Origin of the sequence: Yersinia sp. FDAARGOS_228 (genome assembly GCF_002073315.2) — a bacterium.
Classification (GTDB): domain Bacteria; phylum Pseudomonadota; class Gammaproteobacteria; order Enterobacterales; family Enterobacteriaceae; genus Yersinia; species Yersinia intermedia.
On record NZ_CP020409.2, the window covers coordinates 953,664 to 979,345 of the forward strand.

Here is a 25,682-nt window from a genome sequence, read left to right on the forward strand (position 1 = left end):
AAAAAATGACAACCCTGATTCATGTACTGGGATCTGATATCCCGCACCATAATCTGACTGTGCTGCGCTTCTTTAATGACGTGTTGGCAACGCGCGTGCCGGCAGAACAGGTGCGGCATTTTATGGTCGCGGCAAAAGAGACAGCACCTTTTTCGTCATTCCCTCAGTTGGATATCGAAACGCACAGCAATAAGAAAGCGTTGGCAGAGGCGGTTATCGCCCGTGCACAAGCTGATCGCAGCACGCGCTTCTTCTGGCATGGTCAATTTAATGCCACCCTGTGGCTGGCCCTATTGAGTGGTAAAATCAAACCACGGCAGGTTTACTGGCATATCTGGGGCGCTGATTTATATGAAGATGCCAAAAGCTGGAAGTTTCGCTTGTTTTACCTGCTACGGCGTATTGCTCAAGGGCGGGTTGGCCATGTTTTTGCCACTCGTGGTGATTTAATCCATTTTCAGCAGCGTCATCCTCGGGTACCTGCATCGTTGCTTTATTTCCCAACCCGTATGGACCCGGCATTGACGGGGGTTAACATCGAAAAGCCCTTAGCTGGCCCGATGACCATTTTGGTGGGGAACTCTGGTGATTCCACTAACCGCCATATCGAGGCGTTGCAGGCCATTCATCAGCAATTCGGCCCTGATGCCCGGGTTATTTTGCCTATGGGGTATCCGGCTAATAATGAGCTGTATATCGAGCAGGTCAGGCAGGCTGGGCTGGCACTGTTTGCCGCAGAAAATCTGCGTATCCTGACAGAACAGATCCCCTTCGATGATTATCTGAATATTCTACGTGAATGCGATTTAGGCTATTTTATTTTTAATCGTCAGCAAGGCATCGGCACCTTATGTTTATTAACGCAATTTGGTGTGCCTTTTGTCTTGAGCCGCAAAAACCCTTTCTGGCAAGACTTGGCTGAACAGCATATTCCTGTGCTTTTCTATGGCGACTCATTGGATGAAGCGTTGATCCGTGAGGCGCAGCGCCAATTAGCCGGGTTGGATAAGCAATCAATCGCTTTCTTTAACCCGAATTATATCGAGGGTTGGCAACAAGCATTGGCGCTGGCCGCAGGAGAACATCCATGACGCTGGGGCAATTTGGCGGTCTTTTCTGCGTCTATCTGATGGCAGTCATTTTTATCCTGACATTAACCTATCAGGAGTTTCGGCGAGTTCGTTTTAACTTCAATGTACTGTTTTCAATGCTCTACCTGCTGACTTTCTATTTTGGCTTCCCACTGACGTGTATGCTGGTGTTTCAGTTTGGGGTAGAGGTGGTGCCGGTTGAGTACTTACTGTATGCCATGCTGTCGGCTACGGCTTTTTATGGCATTTATTATGTAAGTTACAAAACACGCCTGACTAAGCCACGCAGCCAGCCACGGGCGCCGATATTCACCATGAATCGGGTAGAAACCAATCTGACCTGGATACTGCTGGCACTGGTGGCTATTGGCACTGTTGGCATCTTCTTTATGCAAAATGGCTTCCTGCTGTTTAAGCTCGATTCCTACAGCAAAATATTCTCCAGTGATGTTTCGGGTGTGGCACTGAAGCGCTTTTTCTACTTCTTCATCCCGGCGATGTTGGTGGTCTATTTCCTCAAGCAGGATATGCGCGCCTGGTTTTTCTTCCTGGCAAGCACCGTGGCGTTTGGTATCCTGACTTATGTTATCGTTGGCGGCACCCGCGCTAATATCATTATCGCGTTCTCATTATTCCTGTTTATCGGTATCGTTCGCGGTTGGATAACCTTGTGGATGTTGGCTGCGGCAGGTGTTTTTGGGATTGTTGGTATGTTCTGGCTGGCCCTGAAACGGTATGGTTTGGATGTGAACGGTGCAGAGGCGTTTTATACTTTCCTCTACCTGACTCGGGATACCTTCTCGCCGTGGGAAAACCTAGGGCTGCTGCTACAAAACTACGACAAAATAGATTTCCAAGGACTGGCACCGATTATTCGTGATTTTTATGTCTTTATTCCCAGTTCGCTTTGGCCGGAGCGCCCAGACTTGGTACTTAATACCGCCAATTACTTTACTTGGGATGTGCTGGATAATCACTCCGGGCTGGCTATTTCCCCAACCTTGATCGGTTCTCTGGTGGTGATGGGCGGGGTGCTGTTTATCCCACTGGGTGCCATCGTGGTGGGGCTAATCATTAAATGGTTCGATTGGCTCTACGAGCAAGGCAAAGCGGAAAGCAACCGCTACAAAGCCGCAATTCTGCAAAGTTTCTGTTTTGGTGCGGTATTTAACATCATTGTATTGGCTCGGGAAGGATTAGATTCCTTTGTGTCACGGGTGGTGTTTTTCTGCGTAATTTTTGGTGTTTGTCTGGTACTGGCAAAATTGTTGTATTGGTTGTTCGATACTGCGGGTTTGATAACGCAACAGTTACAGCGTCGGGTTAACAAGCCGAAGCGTTCATCCACTCCTGAAACGGGCAGCCAACTGTAAGGATTGTAATGGAACCGAATACTGTTATTCCAAAATATAATGTCCGTGGTTTCGAGATTTGGGGCTTTCGTGATATGGCCCAAACGCTGGATCATTTGCTAAGCAGTGGCCCGGTGAAGACCGGGACGTTGGTGGCAATGAACGCAGAGAAACTGCTCAAAGCCGAAGACGATGTGGCGCTGCGTGAGTTGATCACCGAGGCTGAATATCTGTATGCCGACGGTATCAGTATGGTGCGCGCGATCCGTCGTAAATACCCGCAAGCGAAGCTGTCACGGGTAGCAGGTGCGGATTTGTGGGAAGCACTAATGCAGCGCGCCGGGCAGCAAGGGACGCCTGTCTTTTTGGTGGGGGGCAAACCTGACGTGTTGGCTGAAACTGAAGCTAAATTACGTGCGCAGTGGAATGTGAATCTGGTGGGTAGTCAGGATGGTTATTTCACCACAGAGCAGCGCGAAGCCCTGTTTGCGAGAATAGCCGCCAGTGGTGCGGCGATAGTGACTGTCGCCATGGGATCGCCTAAACAGGAAATGTTTATGCGCGACTGCCGTAAGTTCTATCCCGACGCACTGTATATGGGCGTTGGTGGCACCTATGACGTCTTTACCGGCCACGTCAAACGTGCGCCTAAGATATGGCAGAATATGGGGCTGGAGTGGCTTTATCGCCTGCTGGCGCAGCCAAGTCGTATTCGGCGTCAGTTCAAGCTGCTGAAGTTCGTTGGCTATTATTACAGTGGCCGTTTGTAATCTTGTCTTTTGAGCAGGGTTTAACCAACCCTGCTGTTATAAAACCCCTCCCATTTATTCCTCCCATCAATATCATTACGCCTTAATTCCATTATGGAATCGATTTTTTAATTTTTATTCCATAAAGTTTTAGTTTCGGGTTTGCTAATCTGGCCCAGATACGGAAGGATACGGGCCGGTTACGGTTATGTGTTCATAATCGCTTTTATAATGGGCGGTTTCCCTATTCGTTAACTTGCATAAATTAAAATAGTCATCATTAGGCTGAACACATTGGTGCAGCCATTAGATTTTTTTTGTGTGAAAAACGTCTATTTTTAATAAAAACAATAGATTAATTAATAAAAACAACCGGGAAAGCCGGAGCAGACACATCATCAGCTCACAGAGGATATATGGCAGACAACGAAGAGAAAAAAGGGTTACACCGAGGGCTGGAAGCCCGGCATATCGAACTGATAGCGTTAGGCGGGACGATTGGCGTCGGGTTGTTTATGGGGTCAGCCAGTACCCTGAAATGGGCCGGGCCTTCGGTATTGCTGGCATATATCATTGCTGGCTTATTTGTATTTTTTATTATGCGGGCAATGGGCGAAATGCTTTATCTGGAGCCGGTTGCCGGCTCTTTTGCCGTCTATGCCCATAAGTATCTTAGCCCCTATTTCGGCTATCTAACGGCTTGGGGCTATTGGTTTATGTGGATAGCGGTGGGGATATCAGAAATTACCGCGATTGGCGTATACGTTCAGTTTTGGTTCCCTGAAATCCCACAATGGTTACCTGCGATTGCCGGGGTGGCCATAGTGGCACTGGCTAATCTGGCGGCGGTCAGATTATATGGTGAGCTGGAGTTCTGGTTCGCGATGATTAAGGTTACCACCATCATTGTGATGATTCTGGTGGGCTTGGGGGTTATCTTCTTCGGTTTTGGTAATCACGGCCAGGCGATTGGTTTTGATAACCTGACGGCCCATGGCGGCTTTTTTGCCGGGGGTTGGAAAGGGTTCATGTTTGCTTTGTGTATTGTGGTGGCATCCTATCAGGGTGTTGAACTGGTGGGCATTACCGCTGGTGAAGCTAAAAACCCACAAGTGACGCTAAAGCGAGCAATTAATAACATTTTATGGCGCATTCTGATTTTCTATGTTGGCGCAATATTTGTCATTGTCACTATCTTCCCGTGGAACGGTATTGGCACGGAGGGCAGTCCGTTTGTCCTGACATTCGCCAAGATAGGGATAACGGCTGCGGCCGGTATTATTAACTTCGTGGTGCTGACTGCGGCACTGTCTGGTTGTAACAGCGGTATGTATAGCGGCGGGCGTATGTTGTATGCGCTGGCGAAGAATCGCCAGTTACCCGCCTGCCTGACGAAGTTGTCGGCCAGCGGCGTACCGGTTTACTGTATTGCGGTGACGATTCTGTGTTTGCTGGTGGGTTCAAGTCTTAATTATATTATTCCGAATCCACAACAGGTATTTGTCTATGTTTACAGCGCCAGTGTATTACCGGGTATGGTGCCGTGGTTTGTGGTCCTCGTTAGCCAATTGCGTTTCCGCCAGGTACATAAAGAAGCGATAAAGCAGCATCCGTTTAAATCCATCATGTTCCCGTATGTAAACTATCTCACGATCGCTTTCTTGATATGTGTGTTGGTTGGGATGGGGATTAACCCTGATACCCGCTTATCGTTGTTAGTGGGGGTAATTTTCCTGGGATTGGTGTCGGCATGTTATTTCGGGCTGAGAATGCATAAACACAACGTTGCTGAAACATCTCCAAAGTAATTGGCGTTGCAGGTCGGCTGCTTGTAGTGGCGACGCCCATGGATGGGCCGAGTCACCCATGTAGCTAACCCGCTGCGGTTTTAAGAGCGAAGGAGATGAAACGCCTATAAAACCAGCGAACAAGGCGAGGTAAGGGCTATCAATGGCTAACTTTTGCGGCAGAGTGTGCAAAGCGTAAGCAAACACACCATTTCTTCTAAAAAAGCACTAGACAGCCAAGTATTAAAACCGTAGTATCCTCACCCGCAACGGCGCTAAGCGCCCGTAGCTCAGCTGGATAGAGCGCTGCCCTCCGGAGGCAGAGGTCTCAGGTTCGAATCCTGTCGGGCGCACCATTAATTTTGTGTGCAAGAGCTGCGGTGGTAAGATTGCCGCGTACGACGATGTAAGCTGTAAAGAAGTTATGGTGGCTATAGCTCAGTTGGTAGAGCCCTGGATTGTGATTCCAGTTGTCGTGGGTTCGAGCCCCATTAGCCACCCCAAATTTTGTGGAACATGCGATGGTGGCGGAATTGGTAGACGCGCTAGCTTCAGGTGTTAGTGTCCTTACGGACGTGAGGGTTCAAGTCCCTCCCTTCGCACCACACAAACATGTAGATATTTATTAATATTTACATGGACATAGGTCGAGAGACTATGTAGAGTAAACAGTAAGAAATCGGCGAGTAGCGCAGCTTGGTAGCGCAACTGGTTTGGGACCAGTGGGTCGGAGGTTCGAATCCTCTCTCGCCGACCAATTTCAGAAGAAACCCCGCAATGCGGGGTTTTTTTTCGTCGGTATAATATTGATTCCCCACCATACCCCTCTCTTCTCACCCCGTTGTATTGACAGTCGCTAATCCAGCCTCGCAGTCTGGCTTTCTGACATCAGAACCTTTGTTGGTGCCCTTTGATCAAATTAGCCCGATAGAGTGACCAGACTGGTGATTTGTCAGGTAAAGATGAGGTGTTGGCTTTTTGCGACAAAAGGCAGCGGCTTTGTCTCCAAACAGAGACATATAACATCATGATAAACATAAAGAAAAACAATGATGAGTTATAGCGTCGTTTTGTAGCGACAGATCACTTAGGCGGTATTGGTATCGCTATGGCCGGTACGCCGTATCGCATCATCTATTTGGATGATAATAAAATTATTATTTATCAGTTAATTAAAAATTTATTCGCGGGTAATTAAATGAAATGGCTATCGGTTAGAGGAGTTGGCACGCTAAGTGCAATATCTACCCTGTAGATGCTCATCTCATTTATTATGATAGCGTGGTGTTATAGCCAACTTAGCTTCATAAACCCAGAGATGATGCAGAGCCGATTTTAGGGTGCCTATTGTCCATGTAAACGATGTCGAATATCTTCATCACATACCGGGCATAACGTTGAGTGAGGCGCCGACATTGTTGTCTGTAGACCTGAAAATTTTAGACGCTTGCCTTTCCGGCAAGCGTTTTTTTTTGCATACCCTTCGTACTTGAAGCCGCAGGGTTGTTAGCTGCACACACTTACCCGAATCACTTACCTGAGTAAGCTCATCGGGATGCGTTTGCTGGCTGCCTACCTGCAACTCCAATTACTTTGGGTATTCTTTGCTACTTGAAGCCGCAGGGTTGTTAGCTGCACGAGTTACTCGGCCCATCCGTGGGCCTTACCTCGTTGAGGCCGCTGCAAGCAGCGCTCAACTCTGCTCCCGACAGATTTATCCCCGAATCAGAAGCAAAAAAAGGCCCCGTAGGAGCCTTTAGATGACTAATGAAGCTGAACCAAGGGGAAACGTGCCGTTGGGATCGTAGCGACGTAAGTCGCCGGAGTGCCCCTAGGTACGGTCGCCCCTTGGCTCACAGATTGACTTGCATACCATCAAAGTGATTCGCCATTCTGCCGCAAGGTCAACAGTAGCCCCTCACGACGCGCCTGCGCTGCATCTTCAGGGCGATGCAGTTTATCTAGCGCATCAGCTAACCATGCATAATCATAGCCGTCTGGGCGCTGCTCAAGCGCTGCTTTAAAGGCTTCATAGGCTTTCTCCCATTCGCCGTGTTTCAGCATGAGTTGCCCCAGGGTGCTATTAAGTAGCGGGGTCGCACCATGTTGCTTGATGTGCTGGCGCAATGCTTTCTCCAGCGGTTCTGGGTTACCTGATTTTAAGCGTGGGATCAGGAGGACTAAACGTTCATCATACTGACGCTTCAGACCGTCCAGAATGATTTGCTGGGCGACATCATGATCGTCACACTCAATTAGATGTTCTGCCAGTGCAACTTGCAGTGGGATCTCATTGCGGACTTTACGGCTTTGATCTTTCCACCAGCGTTTCAGACCGTCACTGCCTTCTTCCGCCATACATTGATTCATCATGCCGATATAAGCTTGCTGCTCCAATGCGGCGATTTCTTCTGGCGTATGGACCTGCACTTTGCCCATCGCAGGTAAAATTTCCAGCAATGAACTGTAAGCACCGGTACGCAGGAAAGCCTGTTCAGCCAGACGCAGCACTTCTGGGTGACGTGGTGCTTGATCCAATAAACGATCCACGCCATGACGTGCCGCATGAGCGTGACCCTGCGCCAATTGAATGCGCACTCGGGTAATATCTACCGGCAACTGATCTGTATCAGCAACTTCTGCTGCTCGTTCCAGATATTGATTGGTACGGAATTCATCGCCACGCTGTTGGGCAGCTTCCGCAGCCAGCAGGTAGTTCACCATGGGTTGTTCAGCATGATCGGCATTGCGGGTGAGCAACTTTTCAACCTGCTTGAAATCCCCTTCAGCCAGTTTGATCAACGCAGCCTTGGTTTGCTTACGAGCGCGGGTACGTTTGCGGCCCATAAACCAACCACGGGTACGGGCACCGGTGCGGAAAATACGGCGCAGTATCCATTCAATGATAAGGAATGCGACCAATACCAATACCAACATAATCACCAGACCGGTCACGCTGGTCTCAACGTTATAATTGTCGGTTTGAATCAAAACATAGCCTTGGTGCCCTGCTAACATAGGGCCAAGGACGATCCCTACGGTTAGGATGAGGAATAACAGTAAAACGCGTAGCATACTTATTCCTCCTGAGCGGCAACTGGCGGTTGTGCCAGTAAGTTACGAACCCGGGTTTGCATCAATTTTTCCAGCATTGGCTGGCTCTTCAATTGATCTGGTACGTCCATTGAGATTGACTGCTGACTCAGGCTCTCTAACTCATCCAGAAAAGCCTTGGTGCTTGGATCATTCACATCAAAATAAGCGCGAACCCAAGTGGAGATAGTCTCCAGAGACTGTTTATACACTTCGTCTTGATGGCGGGGGACTGCCTGCGCGGCGACCAGCAAGCGGGAACGGATATTCTCGCGTAAATAAACATCCTGATTCGGTGCCAGCAGAGGCTCCGCACTACTATCACGGCGGCGGATAGTAATAAAATCAGACATAAAGCTGTGCCAGCTTTTGGTCAGATTCTGACGCCATTCAGCTAATGAACTAGACAGCTCATCGCTATCGGCATCCATCGGTGAGTCATCGGTATTGTTATCAGCCAAACGCAGATTATCTACCTGATTCGACAGTTGATTCAACTTGAGGATAATGCCGTCAAAATCCACCTGACTTACCGCCGACAGAGTACTGATATCTTCGGTGAGTGCGCGGCGTACGTCGATAAGACTTGGGTCATTCATGTCAGCCAGACTGGCATCGGCACTTTTCAGTAAAGTTGCTGCGGTGGCGACATCCTGATCACTCCACAGTTTGCGGCCGGCCATTTTCACCAGAAAATCTGCCTGTGCCAGTAACCATGTTTTGGCATCGCTACCCGAAATAGTGGCGACTTTTTCCTGTAACTCATTCAGTTGGCGGATCAGCGAGGTCTGCTGGCGGTCTGCTGCTTCCAGCGCCTTGCCTTGCTGTTGCAATAATGATTCGAGCTGCTGTTTTTCCTGCAATTGGCTCTGTTTTAATTCAGCTAACTGTTCTTGCAGCGCGATATTCGCCACATCTTGTAACTGAGCCTGCTGCTGTCCGTGATAATAAAGCCCGGCACCCAGCGCGATAGCCAATGCAATAGCAATGGCACCCAGAATTGGGCCGGTTCGTTTCTCCCGGCGGCCTTCAGGTTCTGGCTGTTGGTGCCTCTCAACCGCAGTGGTTGTCTCTTCCACTGGTGCGGATGGGGTATTTTGTTCCGTCATATTGGGCATCCCATAGTCAGGTTTCAGGTTTATTGAAAGTCTTGTAGCGCGCGGATCAGCGCGTCATTATCCGCATTTTCTGCCACCCGGATATTACTCCAGCCCATTTGGGCGGCCAGGGTAGCTAAACGCTCACTCACTACAACCAGGCGGCAGCGTAGCAGCCAGGAAGAACGATAGTAATCAGGAACTAAAGTATAGATCTGTTGTAACATTTCGCCGCTGGTCACTACCAAAATATCGACCCCTGCACGTTGCCAATGCGCACTTTGCTCACTGCCATCGTAAAAGATGGGGCTACGTTGATAACATTCGCAGTAGGTAACTATGGCTCCCCGCTGTGCAAGGCTTTCGCCTAACAGCTCCCGCCCGCCATTGCCGCGCAATAACAGTGCCTTTTTACCGGACAGTTTTTGCAGGTCTGGCAATGATAACAGCATCTCGCTGGTCTCCCCCATGGGAGGGAAAGTGACATGCAAACGGCTGGCAGTATGCAATGCCAATGCGGTAGTACGGCCAATAGCATAATAAGATAACTGTGCAGGCCATAACAGGTTATTTCTTTTTAACAGCGGGTTAGCATAGCGGATGGCGTTCTGCGATAACGCAAACACCAGGTCACCAGCTTGCATATCCTGGAGCAATGCCGGCAGTTTAGGCAGGTCATATCCCGGAGAAAAATCAATTAATGGCGCATGATAGGCAACCCTGCCCAGCGCACGCAGGCGGCTGACTAACTGTTCTCCAGCAGGAGATGGGCGGGTAACCAAAATGGTCATCGTGGTGGGTTATCCTGATAAACGGCGGCCAGAATTGCACGCGCACCGCGTGATAATAACTCATCGGCCAGCTCAATCCCCATTTGTTCTGCATTCTCCGCCGGCCCTCGGCGCTCACCGCGAATGATCTCACTGCCATCCGGCGCACCCACTAACCCACGCAACCACAAGGTGTTGCCTTCCAACTCAGCATAGCTGCCGATCGGCACCTGACACCCCCCCTCAAGACGCGTGTTCATAGCTCGCTCCGCACACACCCGCAGTTCGGTTACACGATGATTGAGTGGTGCCAGCAGTTGGCGGGTAAAATCGTCATCCAGACGGCATTCAATGCCGACAGCGCCCTGGCCGACTGCCGGTAACGACTCATCAGCGGGCATGGCATAGCGGATCCGCGATGCCAACCCAAGGCGATTAAGGCCCGCAACCGCCAGTATGATCGCGTGGTAGTCACCGTTATCAAGCTTGGCAAGGCGAGTACCCACATTACCCCGCAGGTCGCGGATAATCAGGTCCGGGCGACGCTCGCGTAATTGGCACTGGCGGCGCAGGCTGGAGGTGCCGACAATGCTGCCCGCAGGCAAATCATCAATATGAGCAAAATGTGGGGATACAAAGGCATCACGCGGATCATCGCGTTCGCAAATAGTCACCAGGCCCAAGCCCTCAGGGAAGGCGACTGGCACATCTTTCATGGAGTGTACGGCGATATCCGCCCGTCCGTCCAGCAGTGCTAGCTCTAACTCTTTGACGAACAAGCCTTTACCACCGACTTTTGCCAGTGGGGTATCCAGAATGATGTCCCCACGGGTAACCATCGGGACCAATTCGACCTGTAAGCCGGGGTGATTGGCTTGCAGTAAATGTTGAACATAATGTGCTTGCCATAAGGCGAGCGGGCTTTGTCGCGTGGCAATTCGAATAATTTTGTCTAACATTGCTTGTTACCGTTTTATATTTTGCGGCCCATCCTATCATTGACCAGTGAATGCTGTCAGTGCGGTAGCCACATGAAAACGACGGATAAGAGCACAATAAAGCAGCTATTGTAACAAATACATGGCGGGATAACTTCTCCCTTAGCGCCTACTTTGATGTCATGGTGTCGCTACCCGTCAACCTAACTGTAAATGTCGCCTAAGAAAGGGATGTATAGACATTACAATTGTAGGGATAGCTTTACGGTCAATCGGCAAGGTGTTAGATTGATCACGTTTCCAGCAATAATTCGTCAACTGTTATTCAAACAAAATGTCTTCAAACAAAATGTTTTTTGGTCAGTTCAACAAAAAGTACATTTTTCGCTGAAAGTCAAAAAAAGCAATAAACGAATCTGGGACGCGGGTTTTTTTTCTAAGCACCGGAACAATTCTAAGCACCGGAACAATCAGGCGAGACGTCTTGTACCTCTACATCGAGACACTGAAACAGCGACTGGATGCGATCAACCAATTACGAGTCGATCGCGCCTTGGCGGCAATGGGGCCAACCTTCCAAAAGGTCTACAGTCTGCTACCGACCCTACTACATTGTCATCACCCACTGATGCCGGGGTACCTTGATGGTAACGTTCCCCATGGCGTCTGCCTTTTTACGCCCAATGAAACGCAACAGGATTACCTGTCTGAGGTTGAAGCCAAGTGGGGCGAACCTTTGCAACAGAGTGTCGGCGGCGAACTGCCGATTACCGGCGTCTATTCTATGGGTAGCACTTCCTCTATTGGGCAATGCCATACTTCAGATCTTGATGTTTGGGTATGCCATCAGGCCTGGCTTGATTCTGAAGAGCGTAACCGCTTGCAACAAAAATGCAGTCTGCTGGAAAAATGGGCTGCATCAATGGGTGTTGAAGTCAGCTTCTTCCTGATAGATGAAAACCGTTTCCGCCATAATGCCAGTGGCAGCTTGGGGGGCGAAGATTGCGGTTCCACCCAACACATATTATTGCTGGATGAGTTTTACCGCAGCGCGGTTCGTCTGGCAGGGAAACGTATTCTGTGGAATATGGTTCCGGTGGAAGAAGAAAATAATTATGACGATTACGTACTGTCGCTCTATGCACAAGGCGTATTAACACCGAATGAGTGGCTGGATTTGGGCGGTTTGAGCACCCTGTCAGCCGAAGAGTATTTCGGTGCCAGTTTGTGGCAACTGTATAAAAGTATCGATTCGCCCTATAAGGCCGTGCTGAAAACCTTATTGCTGGAAGCGTATTCGTGGGAATACCCCAATTCTCAATTGCTGGCAATGGAGATCAAACAGCGCCTGCATGCCGGTGAGATTGTGGCCTTCGGTCTTGATGCTTATTGCATGATGCTTGATCGCGTCACTCGCTATCTAACCCAAATAAATGACACCACCCGCCTGAATTTGGTGCGGCGTTGTTTCTATCTGAAAGTGTGTGAAAAACTGTCCCGTAGCCCGGCAAGTGTCGGCTGGCGGCGTGAGATCCTCAGCCAACTGGTCAGTGAATGGGGCTGGAGCGACGAGAGTCTGGCGGTGCTGGATAACCGTGCTAACTGGAAGATTGAGCGGGTACGTGAAGCGCATAACGAGCTGTTGGATGCGATGATGCAGAGTTATCGCAATTTGATCCGCTTTGCACGGCGCAACAACCTGAGTGTCAGTGCCAGCCCGCAGGATATCGGGGTTCTGACCCGTAAACTGTACGCGGCATTTGAAGCTTTACCCGGCAAAGTAACACTGGTAAACCCACAAATTTCACCGGATTTATCGGAAGAACATCTGACTTTCATTCATGTTCCGGCAGGCCGTGCTAACCGCGCGGGTTGGTACTTATATAATCAAGCGCCCTCTATGGACGCGATTGTAAGTCACCAACCGCTGGAATATAACCGTTACCTGAACAAACTGGTGTCCTGGGCCTATTTCAACGGGCTATTGACCAGCAAAACCCGGCTACATATTAAAAGCGCCAATCTGTGCGATACGGTGAAATTGCAAGAATTGGTGACGGATATCTCTCACCACTTCCCGTTACGCCTGCCTGCGCCCACACCTAAGGCACTGTATAGCCCGTGTGAGATTCGCCATTTGGCGATTATTGTCAATTTAGAGCATGACCCGACTGCGGCTTTCCGCAATCAGGTGGTGCATTTTGATTTCCGTAAACTGGATGTATTCAGTTTTGGCGAGCAGCAACAGTGCCTGGTGGGCAGTATCGATTTGCTGTACCGCAACTCCTGGAATGAAGTGCGAACCTTGCATTTCAGCGGTGAGCAAGCGGTGTTGGAAGCATTGAAAACCATCTTAGGCAAAATGCATCAGGATGCGGCTCCACCGGAGTCAGTGGATGTATTCTGTTACAGCCAACATTTACGTGGTTTGATTCGTACCCGCATTCAGCAGTTGGTTTCCGAGTGTATTGAGTTGCGTTTATCCAGTACCCGCCAGGAACCGGGCCGTTTTAAAGCGGTACGGGTTTCCGGTCAGACCTGGGGTTTGTTCTTTGAACGCCTGAGTGTTTCAGTACAAAAGTTGGAAAATGCTGTCGAATTTTACGGTGCGATTTCTAATAACAAACTGCATGGGTTATCGATTCAGGTGGAAACCGATCAAATTCATCTGCCGCCAGTGGTAGACGGTTTTGCCAGCGAGGGGATCATTCAGTTCTTCTTCGAAGGCACCGCAGATGAAAAAGGCTTTAACATTTATATTTTGGATGAGTCAAATCGCGTTGAGGTTTATCACCACTGCGAGGGCAGTAAAGAGGCGTTGGTGCGAGATGTCAGCCGTTTCTATTCATCGTCTCACGACCGTTTTACCTACGGCTCCAGCTTTATTAACTTCAACCTGCCGCAGTTCTACCAAATTGTGCAATTAGATGGCCGCACTCAAGTGATTCCTTTTCGCAGCAACACCTTATCTCATCTGTATATCGTCGATAGAGAGCCGAGCCAGCCTGCGCAGCAGTTCCAGTTACATTAATTTCCCAAGCTGATAAGTAAAAAAGACACGCTAAAATGTATCAGGCTGCTGACAAAGTCGATTGAAGGGGAAATGTTCCGTTGGGGGTGTAATCGCGTAAGCGACCGAAGCGCCCCTAGGGACCGTTGCCCCTTCAATCACTGAACGCTCAAATAAGGTCAGTTAACCGAAGCTCACCTCTTCACCTGCCTGCGTGGTGGCCGCTTGTGATAATTTGGCGAAAAATTCCTCTCCGCTACGTGAGCAAAACCACTGGCCTTCACGATAATTGAAATGGTAACCACCGGCTTTGGTTGCCAACCATACCTGATGCAGTGGTTCTTGGCGGTTGATAACAATCTTACTGCCATTTTCGAACGTCAGGGTCATCACCCCGCCATTGGTTTCATAATCGATATCACTATCGCCGCTAAAACCATCCAGTGTCTCTTCAATGTAAAGCATCAATTGATCGGCTAACTGGTGAAACTCGCTATCGTTCATATTCAATTCCTATTGCTTTTCATGATCCACCTGCGATTATAGAGAGCATGGACGCATGAATCACAAGTATTAATGCGATTATACCCTTCATACTTGAAGCCGTAGGGGCGTTAGCAGCGCGCACTCACCCGAATCACTTAGCAATGTATGCGCATTGAGATTCGGGTGCTGACTACCTGCAACGTCAGATCCTTTGGGTATAATAGGTGCGAAAACACAATACAGGCGTTAAAAATGAAAAAAGAATTATGTTGGCCGCTGGTTGCGATGATGGTACTCGCGCTGGCGGGTTGTGGCTTGAAAGGCCCGTTATATTTCCCACCCGCTGACAAACCAAAAGTAGAAACAGCGCAACCGGATAGTGGTCAGGTAGAGCGAAATCAGCAGGACCTGTCAGGTACCAACCAGACAAAATCCATTGCCGGGCCGCAGTAATTATTTTTATCGCAGCCAGATTGAGTCAGTATTTAATTTGCCAGTACCGAGTTTAGCCGGTAAATGAAAGTCAGCGGAGTATGAAATGCAGTTCTCCAAAATGCACGGTCTTGGCAACGACTTTATGGTTGTCGATGCAGTTACCCAAAATGTTTACTTTTCGCCGGAGTTAATCCGTCGATTAGCAGACCGGCACACTGGCGTGGGCTTTGATCAGATGTTGGTGGTTGAACCGCCTTATGATCCCGAGCTGGATTTTCACTACCGTATTTTTAATGCCGATGGCAGCGAAGTCTCTCAGTGTGGCAATGGCGCACGTTGTTTTGCCCGCTTTGTCCGGCTGAAAGGATTGACCAATAAACGTGATATCAGCGTGAGTACCCAGACTGGCCGCATGATATTGAGCGTTACTGAAGATGAACTGGTTTGTGTCAATATGGGAGAACCCAATTTTGACCCGCAAACGGTGCCTTTCAGAGCGACCAAAGCCGAGAAAACCTACATTTTACGTGCGGCGGAACATACAGTGTTGTGCGGCGTGGTATCAATGGGCAATCCTCACTGTGTGATGCAGGTTGATGATGTTTCGGTTGCTAATGTTGCCTTGCTGGGTCCAGTATTGGAAAGTCATGAGCGCTTCCCTGAACGGGCCAATATTGGTTTTATGCAGGTGGTTAGCCGCGAGCAGATCCGTTTACGGGTGTATGAGCGCGGTGCTGGCGAAACGCAGGCCTGCGGTAGCGGTGCTTGTGCGGCAGTGGCGGTGGGTATCCAGCAAGAGTTGTTGGCTGAAGAGGTCCATGTTGAACTGCCAGGCGGCAGCTTGCACATCAGTTGGAAAGGACCGGGCCATCCATTGTATATGACCGGGCCGGCAACACATGTGTATGATGGCTTCATTCATCTATAGTATACCCGTCATACTTCAAGCTGCATGTGTGTTGGCCGCCTTCGTTCACCCCAGTCACTTACTTATGTAAGCTCCTGGGGACTCGCTCAGTTGCCGCCTTCATGCAACTCGAATTATTTAGGGTATAAATATTCATTATGACGGGTGTTAAATGAAAAGTTATGAGGAGCAGGCGTTAGCGGGCATTGAGTTGGACGACGATGCTGTCATGCAGTATTTATTGCAAAACCCTGACTTTTTTATCCGCAATGCCCGTCTGGTCGAACAGATGCATATCCCTCATCCAGTCCGTGGCAGTGTCTCGCTGGTGGAGTGGCAACTGGGGCGACAACGTAATCAGATTGGTCAGTTGGAAGAAGAGATCACCTTGCTGATGGAGCAGGCGGGCTTGAATGAAGTGTTGTTTAATCGCCTGCTGCAACTACAAAGCAATTTGGCTACGGCCAGCAGCTTGCAAGATATGCTTAATCGCTTGCAGCGCTGGGCACGAGACTTCGGTCTGTCAGGGGCGAATGTCCGCTTATTCAGCGACCGTTGGCATATTGGTGCACCGTCTGATTTCACCCATTTGGCACTTGCCCGTCACGCCTTCGAACCGTTACGCATTCAGCGCTTGGGGAGTGATAACCATTATCTGGGCGGCTTGAACGGATCGGAACTGCTACTGTTATTGCCTCAGGCCAAGCAGGTAGGGTCTGTCGCACTTTCGTTACTGGGCAAAAATGGCGATTTAGGTGTCATTATCTTCAGCAGTCGTGATACGCAGCATTACCAGCAGGGCATGGGTACCGTGATGCTGAATCAGTTATCGATGTTATTACCGAGCCTGCTGGAGCGTTGGATAGAACCGGTATGACCGAATTCAGTGCCTCACTTGCCCCGCAGGTAGAGGCTTTCCTGCGTTATCTCAAAGTTGAGCGTCAGCTCAGTCCATTGACTATCACCAGTTACCGGCGTCAGCTACAGGCACTCATGGAAATGGGTGAGCAAATGGGCCTGATGCACTGGCAAACGCTTGATGCGGCTCAGGTTCGGTCACTGGTTTCTCGCAGTAAACGTGCCGGGTTACACTCCTCAAGCCTTGCGTTGCGCCTCTCGGCGTTGCGCAGCTTTCTTGATTGGCTGGTGAGCCAGGGCGTATTGCAGGCCAACCCAGCAAAAGGCGTGAGTACGCCGCGTTCAGGCCGTCATCTGCCGAAAAACATTGATGTCGATGAGGTCGATAAACTGCTGGATATCGATCTGAATGATCCCTTGGCTGTCCGCGATCGGGCGATGCTGGAAGTGATGTATGGCGCGGGGTTGCGTCTATCCGAGCTGGTTGGTATGAACTGCAAACACGTAGATTTAGCCAGCGGTGAAGTCTGGGTGATGGGGAAAGGCAGTAAAGAGCGTAAAGTGCCGATTGGCAGGACTGCAGTGACCTGGTTAGCGCATTGGTTGGAACTGCGCGAGTTATTTGAACCTGTCGACGATGCTATCTTTTTAGCCAACACCGGTAAGCGAATTTCAGCGCGCAATGTGCAAAAACGCTTTGCCGAATGGGGCGTCAAGCAAGGTGTTAGCAGCCATATTCACCCACACAAATTGCGCCACTCTTTCGCCACTCACATGCTGGAATCCAGTGGTGATTTGCGCGCAGTGCAGGAGTTACTAGGCCACGCCAATCTGACGACCACACAAATTTATACTCATCTCGACTTTCAACATCTGGCGACAGTGTATGATGCTGCTCATCCACGCGCCAAACGAGGCAAATCCTGATGCATTTTTATCGCCCACTCGAGAGTATTTCCGCCATTAGCTTCGATTTGGATGACACCCTGTACGACAATCGGCCGGTGATTACCCGCACTGAACAAGAGTCGGTGGCATTTTTGCAGCAGTATCATCCCAATCTGGCGCAGTTACAGGCCACTGATTTTCAACGTTTTCGCACTGAGTTGCTGGCGCAGGACCCGGACATCTACCACGATGTTACCCAGTGGCGCTGGCATGCCATTGAACTGGGCTTGATACGTCATGGCTTAAGTAAGGCTGAGGCGCAATGTGGCGCTGATGCAGCCATGGAGAACTTCGCCCTATGGCGTAGCCGTATTTATGTGCCAGCAGCCACCCATGACACCTTGAGCGCGCTGGCTGAGCATTATCCACTGGTGGCAATCACCAATGGCAATGCCGATCCTAAAGCCTGTGGTCTGGATCGTTACTTCCAGTTTGTGCTGCGCTCTGGCCCTCATGGCCGTGCCAAGCCTTTCCGCGATATGTACCATAAAGCGGCAAACCATCTGGATATCCCGCTCAAACAGATTCTGCATGTGGGTGATGATTTGACCACCGATGTTGCTGGTGCACTGCGTTGCGGCATGCAGGCTTGCTGGATTAATGACCGCCAGCAGAACCTGATGACGGCCAGTGATAGCCGCTTATTACCACATATTGAGATTTCTCAGTTGGCTTCCCTGACAGCATTGCTATAATCCTGTTTAAATTTACAGTGGAATATGGGCGGTAGTGATCTGTCTATTTTCCCTTTTACCCGATAAACGGTGCCTATGGACGTTTCTGATCTGCTCGACAGCCTGAATGAAAAACAACGCGAAGCCGTGGCCGCGCCACGCTGCAACCTGTTGGTCCTGGCCGGCGCAGGCAGTGGCAAAACCCGGGTGCTGGTTCACCGTATCGCCTGGCTGCTGTCAGTAGAAAACGCCTCTCCTTACTCGATTATTGCAGTGACGTTCACCAATAAAGCGGCGGCCGAAATGCGCCACCGTATTGAACACTTGATTGGCACCAGTCAGGGCGGAATGTGGATTGGGACTTTCCATGGGTTGGCGCACCGCTTGCTGCGCGCTCATCACATGGATGCTAACTTGCCGCAGGACTTTCAAATTCTTGATAGCGACGATCAGCTACGGTTATTAAAACGTTTGGTTAAAGCACTGAATTTAGATGATAAACAATGGCCACCGCGTCAGGCGATGTGGTACATCAACGGCAAAAAAGACGAAGGATTACGGCCACAGCATATTGAGAGCTATGGCAATCCGGTTGAAGCGACCTGGCTGCGTATCTATCAGGCGTATCAGGAAGCCTGTGACCGCGCCGGTCTGGTGGATTTTGCTGAGCTGTTGTTGCGTGCACACGAGTTGTGGCTAAACAAACCCCATATTCTTAATCATTATCGTGAACGCTTTACCAACATTTTGGTGGATGAGTTTCAGGATACCAACAATATCCAATACGCCTGGATCCGCCTGCTGGCAGGTGACCGTTCCAATGTGATGATCGTCGGTGACGATGACCAATCAATCTATGGTTGGCGCGGGGCGCAGGTGGAAAATATCCAGCGCTTCTTGAAAGATTTCCCCGGCGCTGAAACCATCCGGTTGGAGCAGAACTATCGTTCTACCAGCAATATTTTGACGGCAGCAAACACCCTAATTGCTAATAATGATGGGCGCATGGGGAAAAACCTGTGGACGGACGGCGCCGAAGGCGAACCGATCTCACTCTATTGCGCCTTTAACGAACTGGATGAAGCGCGCTTTGTGGTTAACCGCATCAAAGCCTGGCAGGACAATGGTGGTGCCCTGAATGATTGCGCCATCTTGTATCGTAGCAACGCCCAATCGCGCGTTTTGGAAGAAGCACTATTACAGACCGCGATGCCGTACCGTATTTATGGCGGTCAGCGCTTCTTCGAACGTCAGGAGATTAAAGACGCGCTGGCTTATTTGCGGCTAATTTCCAACCGCAATGATGATGCTGCTTTTGAGCGAGTGGTCAATACACCTACTCGCGGTATTGGCGATCGCACATTAGATGTGGTGCGCCAAACCGCCCGTGACCGCCAGCTAACGCTATGGCAATCAACCCGTGCCATGTTGCAGGAAAAAGTGCTGGCAGGCCGCGCAGCCTCTGCGCTGCAACGTTTTGTTGAGCTGGTGGACTCCCTGGCCCATGAAACAGCGGATATGCCGTTGCATGTCCAAAGCGATAGAGTGATTCGTGATTCCGGTTTGTGGTCGATGTACGAACAGGAAAAAGGTGAAAAAGGTCAGGCGCGCGTTGAGAACCTTGAAGAATTAGTCAATGCGACCCGTCAATACAGTTATCAGGATGAAGATCAGGATCTGATGCCACTACAGGCTTTCTTGTCTCATGCGGCGCTGGAAGCCGGAGAGGGGCAGGCCGATGCTTATCAGGATGCGGTGCAATTAATGACTCTGCATTCAGCGAAAGGCTTGGAGTTCCCGCAGGTATTCATTGTGGGTATGGAAGAGGGGATGTTCCCGAGCCAGATGTCACTGGATGAAGGTGGCCGTCTGGAAGAGGAACGCCGGCTGGCCTATGTTGGGGTCACTCGCGCCATGCAGAAACTGACACTTTGTTATGCAGAGAGCCGCCGTCTGTACGGCAAAGAAGTGAATCATCGACCATCCCGTTTTATCGGCGAGCTGCCGCAGGAATGTGTCGAAGAAGTGCGGCTACGCGCCACGGTCTCCCGCCCGGTGAATCACCGCAACATGGGTACGCCGATGAATGAGAATGACAGCGGCTTTTCACTGGGTCAGCGGGTGCGTCATCCTAAGTTTGGTGAAGGTACCGTGGTTAATCTGGAAGGCAGCGGCGAACACAGCCGGTTGCAAATTGCTTTCCCTGGTGAGGGGATTAAGTGGTTGGTCGCGGCTTATGCCCGATTAGAAGCCGTATAAATTTACCCTGCGGTCTTGACGCCGCAGCGGCGTTAGCGGCATTCACTTACCCGAATCACTTACTCATGTAAGCTCATCGGGATGCGTTCATTTGCTGCCTTGCTGCAACGTCAATAACTTTGGGTAAACCCTGCGGTCTTGACGCCGCAGCGGTGTTAGCGGTGCTCATCCTGAGGCGCTTGCCTGGCATCGGTTTCAGCCTGCAACAGAATCGCTTTCCCCATCCACTGCGTCACATCCTGAATACCCGCATCATCCAAATGCCAAATATCTTTCAGCACCATAAACACTTCTGAGCCATAAATTAATGAGAAAGAATAGATCACCCGTTGCAAGGCCTCCGGTGACAACTTCCCTTCCAGCGGCTCGACAGCCAGCTTCAATAACCGCTTACGGTTACCGCGCACTAACTTCTCTTCACTGTTAGGGTTGCTGCGGTCAGCCGCCCATTGTTGCAATGACAGATGCAGCGCGGCACGAAGTACACCTTCGTGTTGCAACATACGCGGATAAGCAAAAGAGAGCAGTTCCGCAATGCGTTGCCGAGCGTCTGGCTGGGTAGGCTGCCATGCCAATATCGGCCCAAGGCTTTCATCGACCATGGCAGAAACTAACGCACTTTGCGTCGGGAAATAGCGATAAGCCGTAGCGCGCGAGAGTTGCGCCGCATTTGCTACGTCTGTTATCGATGGAAATGTCCCTTGTTCATACATCGACATCGCCGTATCGATCAGTAACCGCCGGGTTCTGGCTTTGATGGTGGTCAGTGATGGAGAGGCGCGCTCCTGTTTATCCTGATTATGCACGGTCACTCCATGGTCAATAACGAGTATCTGCGCTCACTATAACAAACCGATCGCACAAATCGCCATGAATGCATTTCACATGCAAACTAATTTTGAGACTACAGTCTCAAAAAACAGCAGTACCCTTTGCGAAAATGATACTCTAGTCTCAATATGATTCTATCTTAACCAACTCGCTTCGTTGTTCGGCTGTAAGCAGAAAGTAAACTTCCATTAAAAAGAAGTGAGCTACACGCGCATTCATAGAAGGATGTTCAGATGCCTCGTCATATTTTTATCGCGACTACCACAGATACCAAAGGCGAAGAACTGACGTATGTCAGTGAATTGATTAAAGCAACCGGGCTAACAACGGTCACGGTAGATTTATCGACTAAAGAAGGCCAACGCGCCAGTGGCGCAGATATCTCAGCCGAAACGGTGGCGGGCCATCACCCTGATGGGCGTCAGGCGGTGTTCTGTGGTGATAGAGGGCGGGCTATCAGTGCAATGGCCGTCGCTTTTGAGCGTTTTATTGCCAGCCGCGATGATGTGGCCGCGTTATTAGGTCTGGGGGGCTCTGGCGGCACCGCGTTGATTACACCGGCCATGCAAAGCTTACCGATTGGTATTCCTAAACTGATGGTATCTACCATGGCTTCTGGCGATGTTTCAGGTTACATCGGTGCCAGTGATATCGCCATGATGTACTCCGTTACTGATATTGCCGGGCTTAACCGTATTTCTCGCCGTGTGCTGAGTAATGCGGCTCATCAAATTGCCGGTGCAGTCTATTTCGCCAAAGAAGAGTTGCTGGTTGATGATAAACCGGCGCTGGGTTTGACCATGTTTGGTGTGACAACCCCCTGTATTCAGGCTGTCAGTGCCGCATTATCAGACGAATATGACTGTTTGGTGTTCCACGCCACCGGTAGCGGCGGCAAAGCCATGGAAAAGCTGGCCGAAAGCGGTTTGCTGGCGGGGGCACTTGATCTGACCACCACCGAGGTCTGCGACCTGTTATTTGACGGGGTACTGGCCTGTGGGCCGGAACGTTTCGATGCTATTGCCCATAGCAACATTCCGTATGTTGGCTCTTGTGGCGCATTGGATATGGTTAACTTCGGTAGCCCGGCAACTATTCCGGCTAAATATGCCGATCGCTTGTTCTATAAACATAACGCCCAAGTGACGCTGATGCGCACCACCGAGCAAGAAAATATTCAAATGGCACGCTGGATTGGCGAGAAGCTCAATCGCTGTCAGGGTGAAGTGCGCTTCTTAATTCCAGCCGGCGGATTCTCGGCACTGGATGCTCCGGGCCAGCCATTCTGGGATGAAAAAGCGTTAAAAGCCTTTATCGATACGTTGGAAGAGACCGTCATTCAAACCGATAAACGCCGCTTGGTGCACTATCCATTCAATATTAACGACCCACAGTTTGCGCAAGCTGCGGTAGAAAACTTTAAAGAAATAGCAAAGAGCCCATTCCACCCTAAATAATTCGAGCTGCAGGAAGGCAGCCAACGCATCTGCCGCTTGAAGTATGACGGGTATAGGGCCATTTAATATCTGGAGAAGTCACATGCCAAAATTTCAACGCCAGGCCATTTTAGCCAAATTTCGGGAAATGATTGCCCGCCGTGAGCCGATTATCGGTGGCGGTGCGGGCACAGGGCTGTCAGCTAAATGTGAAGAAGCTGGCGGAATTGATCTTATCGTTATCTATAACTCAGGCCGCTATCGTATGGCGGGTCGTGGGTCGCTGGCAGGTTTGCTGGCCTACGGGAATGCCAATGAAATCGTGGTCGATATGGCCAAAGAAGTGCTGCCGGTGGTCAAGAATACGCCAGTGCTGGCGGGAGTGAATGGTACTGACCCATTCTGTCAGTTCGATCACTTTTTGGATCAATTAAAAGCATTGGGTTTTTCTGGCGTGCAGAACTTCCCAACCGTTGGGTTAATTGACGGTAACTTCCGCGCCAATCTGGAAGAAACCGGCATGGGTTATGGTCTGGAAGTGGATATGATCCGCCTGGCTCACGAAAAAGATTTACTGACTACCCCTTATGTTTTCAGTGCCGCCGATGCGGTTGCCATGACACAAGCGGGGGCCGACATTATTGTGCCACATATGGGGCTGACGACTGGAGGTAACATTGGTGCGGACACGGCACTGAAGCTGGCGGACTGTGTGCCTCTGATTAATGACTGGGCTGCGGCCGCAAAAGCGGTACGTGAAGATATTATTGTGCTGTGCCACGGTGGGCCAATCTCCTCACCAGAAGATGCCCAATACATTATGGATAACTGCCCGCAATGTGACGGTTTCTACGGTGCCAGTTCGATGGAACGTTTGCCGACTGAAATAGCACTGACGAACACCACCAAACAGTTTAAAAATATAAAGCGTTGATATTTTGCCAATACCAAAGGGAAAGCCTGTTTTGTGAATTTTGCCAGGTTTTGGCTAAATGAAGATGCAGGATACGCAAAACCGAAGTCGATGTTGGCTTCGGTTTTTTTTTGCTTTTTATTACCGCATCAGCGCAAATAGTTCTCACCAATACTGGCAACGCCGTACCACGCCAGAATATTACTGACATCAGCCTCACCCTCGGCGGGTGACCAACTCGCTAAATCCTCAGCGTTAACCGGCTGGTATGGGCCGTGTTTTACCTCAAAGATGACCGCACCGACTTCCAGGGATAACACCGCATGCCAAACATTAGCCGGGATCTCCAAAATAGCGGTTTCTTTGCCCAGCAAGCTACGGTGAGTGACCTTACCCTGATCATCAAACAGCAACACAATAAAGCTGCCATGTAGGGCGGTAAGCAGTTCCCAGGTATGAGGGTGGCGGTGAGGGCGGACATAGGTCTGCGGTTCCATCGCAATCGCCAGGCGCTGGATGGTGTCATCGAGTTGTGGATGAAAATTGAGATTAGCTCTCAGACGTGGTGATTGCTGGGCCTGTTGGCTCAGTTGTGCAAGGGATTGCGCGGTAATTTGCTTCATTCTGGCTGAATATCCTTAAGAGTGACTGCCTGTAATCTAACGTAAATAGAACCAGGTTATAAGGGGGGCGGCGGTGGATTCTGTACGCTTTATCACTGTGCGCGGTCAGATAAAAAATCCAGCGCAGAAGAATAGAAAACGACAGTGATGAATTAACATCTTTTAACCGGTTGACAGCCTTTTTCTTCTCGGCGTAACATGCGCGCACTATTCTTTATGAGGACATTCGCCTTGGACACACCCAGTAGATACTGGCTCAATAACCTGTTCATATGGTGCAACTTCTAAGGCTATCCTCTTATTTGCTGATAGCCTTCGTGGTTGTCAGCGGCCCCGCTAAGCCGTCGCTGTGAGTCAGATCTCCTTATGGTCTGAAACATAGAGTATTTATCAATACCTCGCTGTTTCTGTGCTTCAATGCGTTATCCCTATCCATCACCGCAAGGGAGTTTTGGCCTATGCTGAGCGCATTTAAATTAAGTAACAATCGCTTATCCCGTTTGGAGCTGGATGAATCAGATGAGTCAGATGATCTGACCTCATCAATTTGGGTCGATTTAGTCGAACCCGAAGAAGGGGAGCGCGAACGCGTCCAGTCTGAATTAGGGCAAAGCCTGGCGACTCGGCCAGAGTTGGACGACATCGAGGCATCCGCCCGCTTCTTTGAAGATGAAGATGGCCTGCATATCCACTCCTTCTTCTATTATGAAGATGCTGAAGACCACGCGGGTAACTCAACCGTGGCATTTACCATCCGTGATGGTCGCCTGTATACCCTGCGTGAGCGCGAGTTACCGGCTTTTCGTTTATATCGGATGCGGGCGCGTAACCAAACATTGGTTGATGGCAATGCTTATGAGCTGTTGCTGGATCTGTTCGAAACCAAAATTGAGCAGTTAGCCGATGAAATCGAAAACATTTACAGCGATTTGGAAGCCTTAAGTCGCGTGATTATGGAAGGGCAGCAAGGTGATGAATATGACGCCGCGTTGTCTACCTTGGCGGAACAGGAAGATATCGGCTGGAAAGTGCGCTTGTGTCTGATGGATACCCAGCGAGCACTGAATTTCCTGGTACGTAAAGCCCGCTTGCCGAGTGGTCAACTGGAGCAAGCCCGTGAGGTATTGCGCGATATCGAATCCCTGTTGCCACACAATGAATCCCTGTTCCAGAAGGTTAACTTCCTGATGCAGGCAGCGATGGGCTTCATCAATATCGAGCAGAACCGGATTATTAAGATCTTCTCGGTGGTGTCGGTGGTGTTCTTGCCGCCAACACTGGTGGCATCCAGCTACGGGATGAACTTTGAGTTTATGCCGGAATTGCGCTGGTCATTTGGCTATCCAGGTGCAATCAGTTTGATGATTATCGCGGGTTTGGCGCCATACTTGTATTTCAAGCGCAAGAACTGGCTCTAATCTAACC

General features: G+C 50.0%; 21 protein-coding genes and 4 tRNA genes. 18 read left to right on the forward strand and 7 right to left on the reverse strand.

Annotated features, from left to right (window positions below; translation table 11 throughout):
- Nucleotides 1-5: 5 nt before the first annotated feature.
- From A6J67_RS04335 to A6J67_RS04370, 8 genes are all read left to right on the forward strand, one after another.
- Complete coding sequence (locus A6J67_RS04335) at nucleotides 6-1,091, forward strand: TDP-N-acetylfucosamine:lipid II N-acetylfucosaminyltransferase (RefSeq protein ID WP_005190220.1); 1,086 nt, start codon at nucleotides 6-8, stop codon at nucleotides 1,089-1,091.
- A complete protein-coding gene (gene wzyE, locus A6J67_RS04340; RefSeq protein ID WP_032907403.1) occupies nucleotides 1,088-2,464 on the forward strand; it encodes an ECA oligosaccharide polymerase in 1,377 nt (458 codons plus the stop codon). Before A6J67_RS04335 ends, wzyE begins: the two co-directional genes overlap by 4 nt.
- Nucleotides 2,465-2,472: 8 nt before the next feature.
- Nucleotides 2,473-3,213, forward strand: a complete 741-nt coding sequence (gene wecG, locus A6J67_RS04345; RefSeq protein ID WP_005190212.1) for a lipopolysaccharide N-acetylmannosaminouronosyltransferase — start codon at nucleotides 2,473-2,475, stop codon at nucleotides 3,211-3,213.
- A 395-nt stretch (nucleotides 3,214-3,608) separates the two neighbouring features.
- On the forward strand, nucleotides 3,609-5,000 hold the full coding sequence (thrP, locus tag A6J67_RS04350) for a bifunctional threonine/serine APC transporter ThrP (RefSeq protein WP_005190209.1): 1,392 nt from the start codon (nucleotides 3,609-3,611) through the stop codon (nucleotides 4,998-5,000).
- 258 nt (nucleotides 5,001-5,258) lie between these two features.
- Nucleotides 5,259-5,335, forward strand: a tRNA-Arg gene (locus A6J67_RS04355).
- A 71-nt stretch (nucleotides 5,336-5,406) separates the two neighbouring features.
- A tRNA-His gene (locus A6J67_RS04360) sits at nucleotides 5,407-5,482 on the forward strand.
- Between the two features lie 15 nt (nucleotides 5,483-5,497).
- A tRNA-Leu gene (locus A6J67_RS04365) sits at nucleotides 5,498-5,584 on the forward strand.
- Nucleotides 5,585-5,659: 75 nt separating this feature from the next.
- A tRNA-Pro gene (locus A6J67_RS04370) sits at nucleotides 5,660-5,736 on the forward strand.
- Between the two features lie 1,118 nt (nucleotides 5,737-6,854).
- On the opposite strand, the gene hemY is transcribed toward A6J67_RS04370, so the two are convergent.
- The 4 genes from hemY to hemC are packed head-to-tail and all read right to left on the reverse strand — an operon-like array spanning nucleotide 6,855 to nucleotide 10,898.
- On the reverse strand, nucleotides 6,855-8,054 hold the full coding sequence (gene hemY / locus A6J67_RS04380) for a protoheme IX biogenesis protein HemY (protein WP_032906900.1): 1,200 nt from the start codon (nucleotides 8,052-8,054) through the stop codon (nucleotides 6,855-6,857).
- A 2-nt stretch (nucleotides 8,055-8,056) separates the two neighbouring features.
- Nucleotides 8,057-9,181, reverse strand: a complete 1,125-nt coding sequence (hemX, locus tag A6J67_RS04385; protein WP_032906898.1) for a uroporphyrinogen-III C-methyltransferase — start codon at nucleotides 9,179-9,181, stop codon at nucleotides 8,057-8,059.
- 29 nt (nucleotides 9,182-9,210) lie between these two features.
- Nucleotides 9,211-9,960, reverse strand: coding sequence for a uroporphyrinogen-III synthase (hemD, locus tag A6J67_RS04390; protein ID WP_032906896.1), 750 nt, complete (start codon nucleotides 9,958-9,960; stop codon nucleotides 9,211-9,213).
- Nucleotides 9,957-10,898 carry a hydroxymethylbilane synthase gene (gene hemC, locus A6J67_RS04395; protein ID WP_050297677.1) on the reverse strand — a complete coding sequence of 314 codons (942 nt, stop codon included), beginning with the start codon at nucleotides 10,896-10,898 and terminating at the stop codon, nucleotides 9,957-9,959. The genes hemD and hemC overlap by 4 nt, the downstream gene beginning before the upstream one ends.
- Before the next feature lie 463 nt (nucleotides 10,899-11,361).
- On the opposite strand from hemC, the gene A6J67_RS04400 reads away from it, so the two are divergent.
- Entirely contained in the window at nucleotides 11,362-13,908 is a 2,547-nt protein-coding gene (locus A6J67_RS04400) for a class I adenylate cyclase (RefSeq protein ID WP_042568933.1), read from the forward strand.
- Between the two features lie 162 nt (nucleotides 13,909-14,070).
- Here the strand turns inward: A6J67_RS04400 and cyaY are convergent, their stop codons facing one another.
- Nucleotides 14,071-14,391, reverse strand: a complete 321-nt coding sequence (gene cyaY / locus A6J67_RS04405; protein WP_005188062.1) for an iron donor protein CyaY — start codon at nucleotides 14,389-14,391, stop codon at nucleotides 14,071-14,073.
- A gap of 234 nt (nucleotides 14,392-14,625) precedes the next feature.
- Here cyaY and lptM point away from each other — a divergent pair, with 234 nt between their 5' ends.
- The 6 genes from lptM to uvrD all read left to right on the forward strand — a co-directional run bounded on the left by lptM (nucleotide 14,626) and on the right by uvrD (nucleotide 20,454).
- Nucleotides 14,626-14,826: an LPS translocon maturation chaperone LptM gene (gene lptM / locus A6J67_RS04410; protein WP_042568934.1), complete on the forward strand. Its 201-nt coding sequence runs from the start codon at nucleotides 14,626-14,628 to the stop codon at nucleotides 14,824-14,826.
- A gap of 85 nt (nucleotides 14,827-14,911) precedes the next feature.
- Nucleotides 14,912-15,736, forward strand: a complete 825-nt coding sequence (gene dapF / locus A6J67_RS04415) for a diaminopimelate epimerase (RefSeq protein WP_005188055.1) — start codon at nucleotides 14,912-14,914, stop codon at nucleotides 15,734-15,736.
- A 151-nt stretch (nucleotides 15,737-15,887) separates the two neighbouring features.
- Nucleotides 15,888-16,592 carry a DUF484 domain-containing protein gene (locus tag A6J67_RS04420; RefSeq protein ID WP_005188052.1) on the forward strand — a complete coding sequence of 235 codons (705 nt, stop codon included), beginning with the start codon at nucleotides 15,888-15,890 and terminating at the stop codon, nucleotides 16,590-16,592.
- Nucleotides 16,589-17,500 (forward strand): tyrosine recombinase XerC, encoded by a 912-nt coding sequence (gene xerC, locus A6J67_RS04425; protein WP_071843488.1) that lies wholly within the window; start codon nucleotides 16,589-16,591, stop codon nucleotides 17,498-17,500. Before A6J67_RS04420 ends, xerC begins: the two co-directional genes overlap by 4 nt.
- Nucleotides 17,500-18,216 carry a 5-amino-6-(5-phospho-D-ribitylamino)uracil phosphatase YigB gene (gene yigB / locus A6J67_RS04430; RefSeq protein ID WP_032906895.1) on the forward strand — a complete coding sequence of 239 codons (717 nt, stop codon included), beginning with the start codon at nucleotides 17,500-17,502 and terminating at the stop codon, nucleotides 18,214-18,216. The genes xerC and yigB overlap by 1 nt, the downstream gene beginning before the upstream one ends.
- Before the next feature lie 75 nt (nucleotides 18,217-18,291).
- On the forward strand, nucleotides 18,292-20,454 hold the full coding sequence (gene uvrD / locus A6J67_RS04435) for a DNA helicase II (protein WP_050073972.1): 2,163 nt from the start codon (nucleotides 18,292-18,294) through the stop codon (nucleotides 20,452-20,454).
- Between the two features lie 155 nt (nucleotides 20,455-20,609).
- Here uvrD and A6J67_RS04440 read toward each other — a convergent pair whose 3' ends face one another.
- A complete protein-coding gene (locus A6J67_RS04440; RefSeq protein ID WP_042568937.1) occupies nucleotides 20,610-21,260 on the reverse strand; it encodes a TetR/AcrR family transcriptional regulator in 651 nt (216 codons plus the stop codon).
- A gap of 258 nt (nucleotides 21,261-21,518) precedes the next feature.
- Here A6J67_RS04440 and A6J67_RS04445 point away from each other — a divergent pair, with 258 nt between their 5' ends.
- Both A6J67_RS04445 and A6J67_RS04450 read left to right on the forward strand, forming a co-directional pair.
- Nucleotides 21,519-22,742: a Tm-1-like ATP-binding domain-containing protein gene (locus A6J67_RS04445; RefSeq protein WP_042568938.1), complete on the forward strand. Its 1,224-nt coding sequence runs from the start codon at nucleotides 21,519-21,521 to the stop codon at nucleotides 22,740-22,742.
- Between the two features lie 82 nt (nucleotides 22,743-22,824).
- A complete protein-coding gene (locus tag A6J67_RS04450; RefSeq protein WP_050288716.1) occupies nucleotides 22,825-23,655 on the forward strand; it encodes a phosphoenolpyruvate hydrolase family protein in 831 nt (276 codons plus the stop codon).
- Nucleotides 23,656-23,783: 128 nt separating this feature from the next.
- On the opposite strand, the gene A6J67_RS04455 is transcribed toward A6J67_RS04450, so the two are convergent.
- Nucleotides 23,784-24,257, reverse strand: a complete 474-nt coding sequence (locus A6J67_RS04455; protein ID WP_005188031.1) for a WbuC family cupin fold metalloprotein — start codon at nucleotides 24,255-24,257, stop codon at nucleotides 23,784-23,786.
- A 458-nt stretch (nucleotides 24,258-24,715) separates the two neighbouring features.
- Here A6J67_RS04455 and corA point away from each other — a divergent pair, with 458 nt between their 5' ends.
- Nucleotides 24,716-25,675 (forward strand): magnesium/cobalt transporter CorA, encoded by a 960-nt coding sequence (gene corA / locus A6J67_RS04460; protein ID WP_005188027.1) that lies wholly within the window; start codon nucleotides 24,716-24,718, stop codon nucleotides 25,673-25,675.
- Nucleotides 25,676-25,682 lie beyond the last annotated feature (7 nt).

What these genes read in the sequence shown, in the direction of transcription:
- A6J67_RS04335 (WP_005190220.1), top strand. Translation starts at nt 6, where the DNA reads ATGACAACCCTGATTCATGTACTGGGATCTGATATCCCGCACCATAAT.
- wzyE (WP_032907403.1), top strand. Translation starts at nt 1,088, where the DNA reads ATGACGCTGGGGCAATTTGGCGGTCTTTTCTGCGTCTATCTGATGGCA.
- wecG (WP_005190212.1), top strand. Translation starts at nt 2,473, where the DNA reads ATGGAACCGAATACTGTTATTCCAAAATATAATGTCCGTGGTTTCGAG.
- thrP (WP_005190209.1), top strand. Translation starts at nt 3,609, where the DNA reads ATGGCAGACAACGAAGAGAAAAAAGGGTTACACCGAGGGCTGGAAGCC.
- hemY (WP_032906900.1), bottom strand. Translation starts at nt 8,054, where the DNA reads ATGCTACGCGTTTTACTGTTATTCCTCATCCTAACCGTAGGGATCGTC.
- hemX (WP_032906898.1), bottom strand. Translation starts at nt 9,181, where the DNA reads ATGACGGAACAAAATACCCCATCCGCACCAGTGGAAGAGACAACCACT.
- hemD (WP_032906896.1), bottom strand. Translation starts at nt 9,960, where the DNA reads ATGACCATTTTGGTTACCCGCCCATCTCCTGCTGGAGAACAGTTAGTC.
- hemC (WP_050297677.1), bottom strand. Translation starts at nt 10,898, where the DNA reads ATGTTAGACAAAATTATTCGAATTGCCACGCGACAAAGCCCGCTCGCC.
- cyaY (WP_005188062.1), bottom strand. Translation starts at nt 14,391, where the DNA reads ATGAACGATAGCGAGTTTCACCAGTTAGCCGATCAATTGATGCTTTAC.
- lptM (WP_042568934.1), top strand. Translation starts at nt 14,626, where the DNA reads ATGAAAAAAGAATTATGTTGGCCGCTGGTTGCGATGATGGTACTCGCG.
- dapF (WP_005188055.1), top strand. Translation starts at nt 14,912, where the DNA reads ATGCAGTTCTCCAAAATGCACGGTCTTGGCAACGACTTTATGGTTGTC.
- A6J67_RS04420 (WP_005188052.1), top strand. Translation starts at nt 15,888, where the DNA reads ATGAAAAGTTATGAGGAGCAGGCGTTAGCGGGCATTGAGTTGGACGAC.
- xerC (WP_071843488.1), top strand. Translation starts at nt 16,589, where the DNA reads ATGACCGAATTCAGTGCCTCACTTGCCCCGCAGGTAGAGGCTTTCCTG.
- yigB (WP_032906895.1), top strand. Translation starts at nt 17,500, where the DNA reads ATGCATTTTTATCGCCCACTCGAGAGTATTTCCGCCATTAGCTTCGAT.
- uvrD (WP_050073972.1), top strand. Translation starts at nt 18,292, where the DNA reads ATGGACGTTTCTGATCTGCTCGACAGCCTGAATGAAAAACAACGCGAA.
- A6J67_RS04445 (WP_042568938.1), top strand. Translation starts at nt 21,519, where the DNA reads ATGCCTCGTCATATTTTTATCGCGACTACCACAGATACCAAAGGCGAA.
- A6J67_RS04450 (WP_050288716.1), top strand. Translation starts at nt 22,825, where the DNA reads ATGCCAAAATTTCAACGCCAGGCCATTTTAGCCAAATTTCGGGAAATG.
- A6J67_RS04455 (WP_005188031.1), bottom strand. Translation starts at nt 24,257, where the DNA reads ATGAAGCAAATTACCGCGCAATCCCTTGCACAACTGAGCCAACAGGCC.
- corA (WP_005188027.1), top strand. Translation starts at nt 24,716, where the DNA reads ATGCTGAGCGCATTTAAATTAAGTAACAATCGCTTATCCCGTTTGGAG.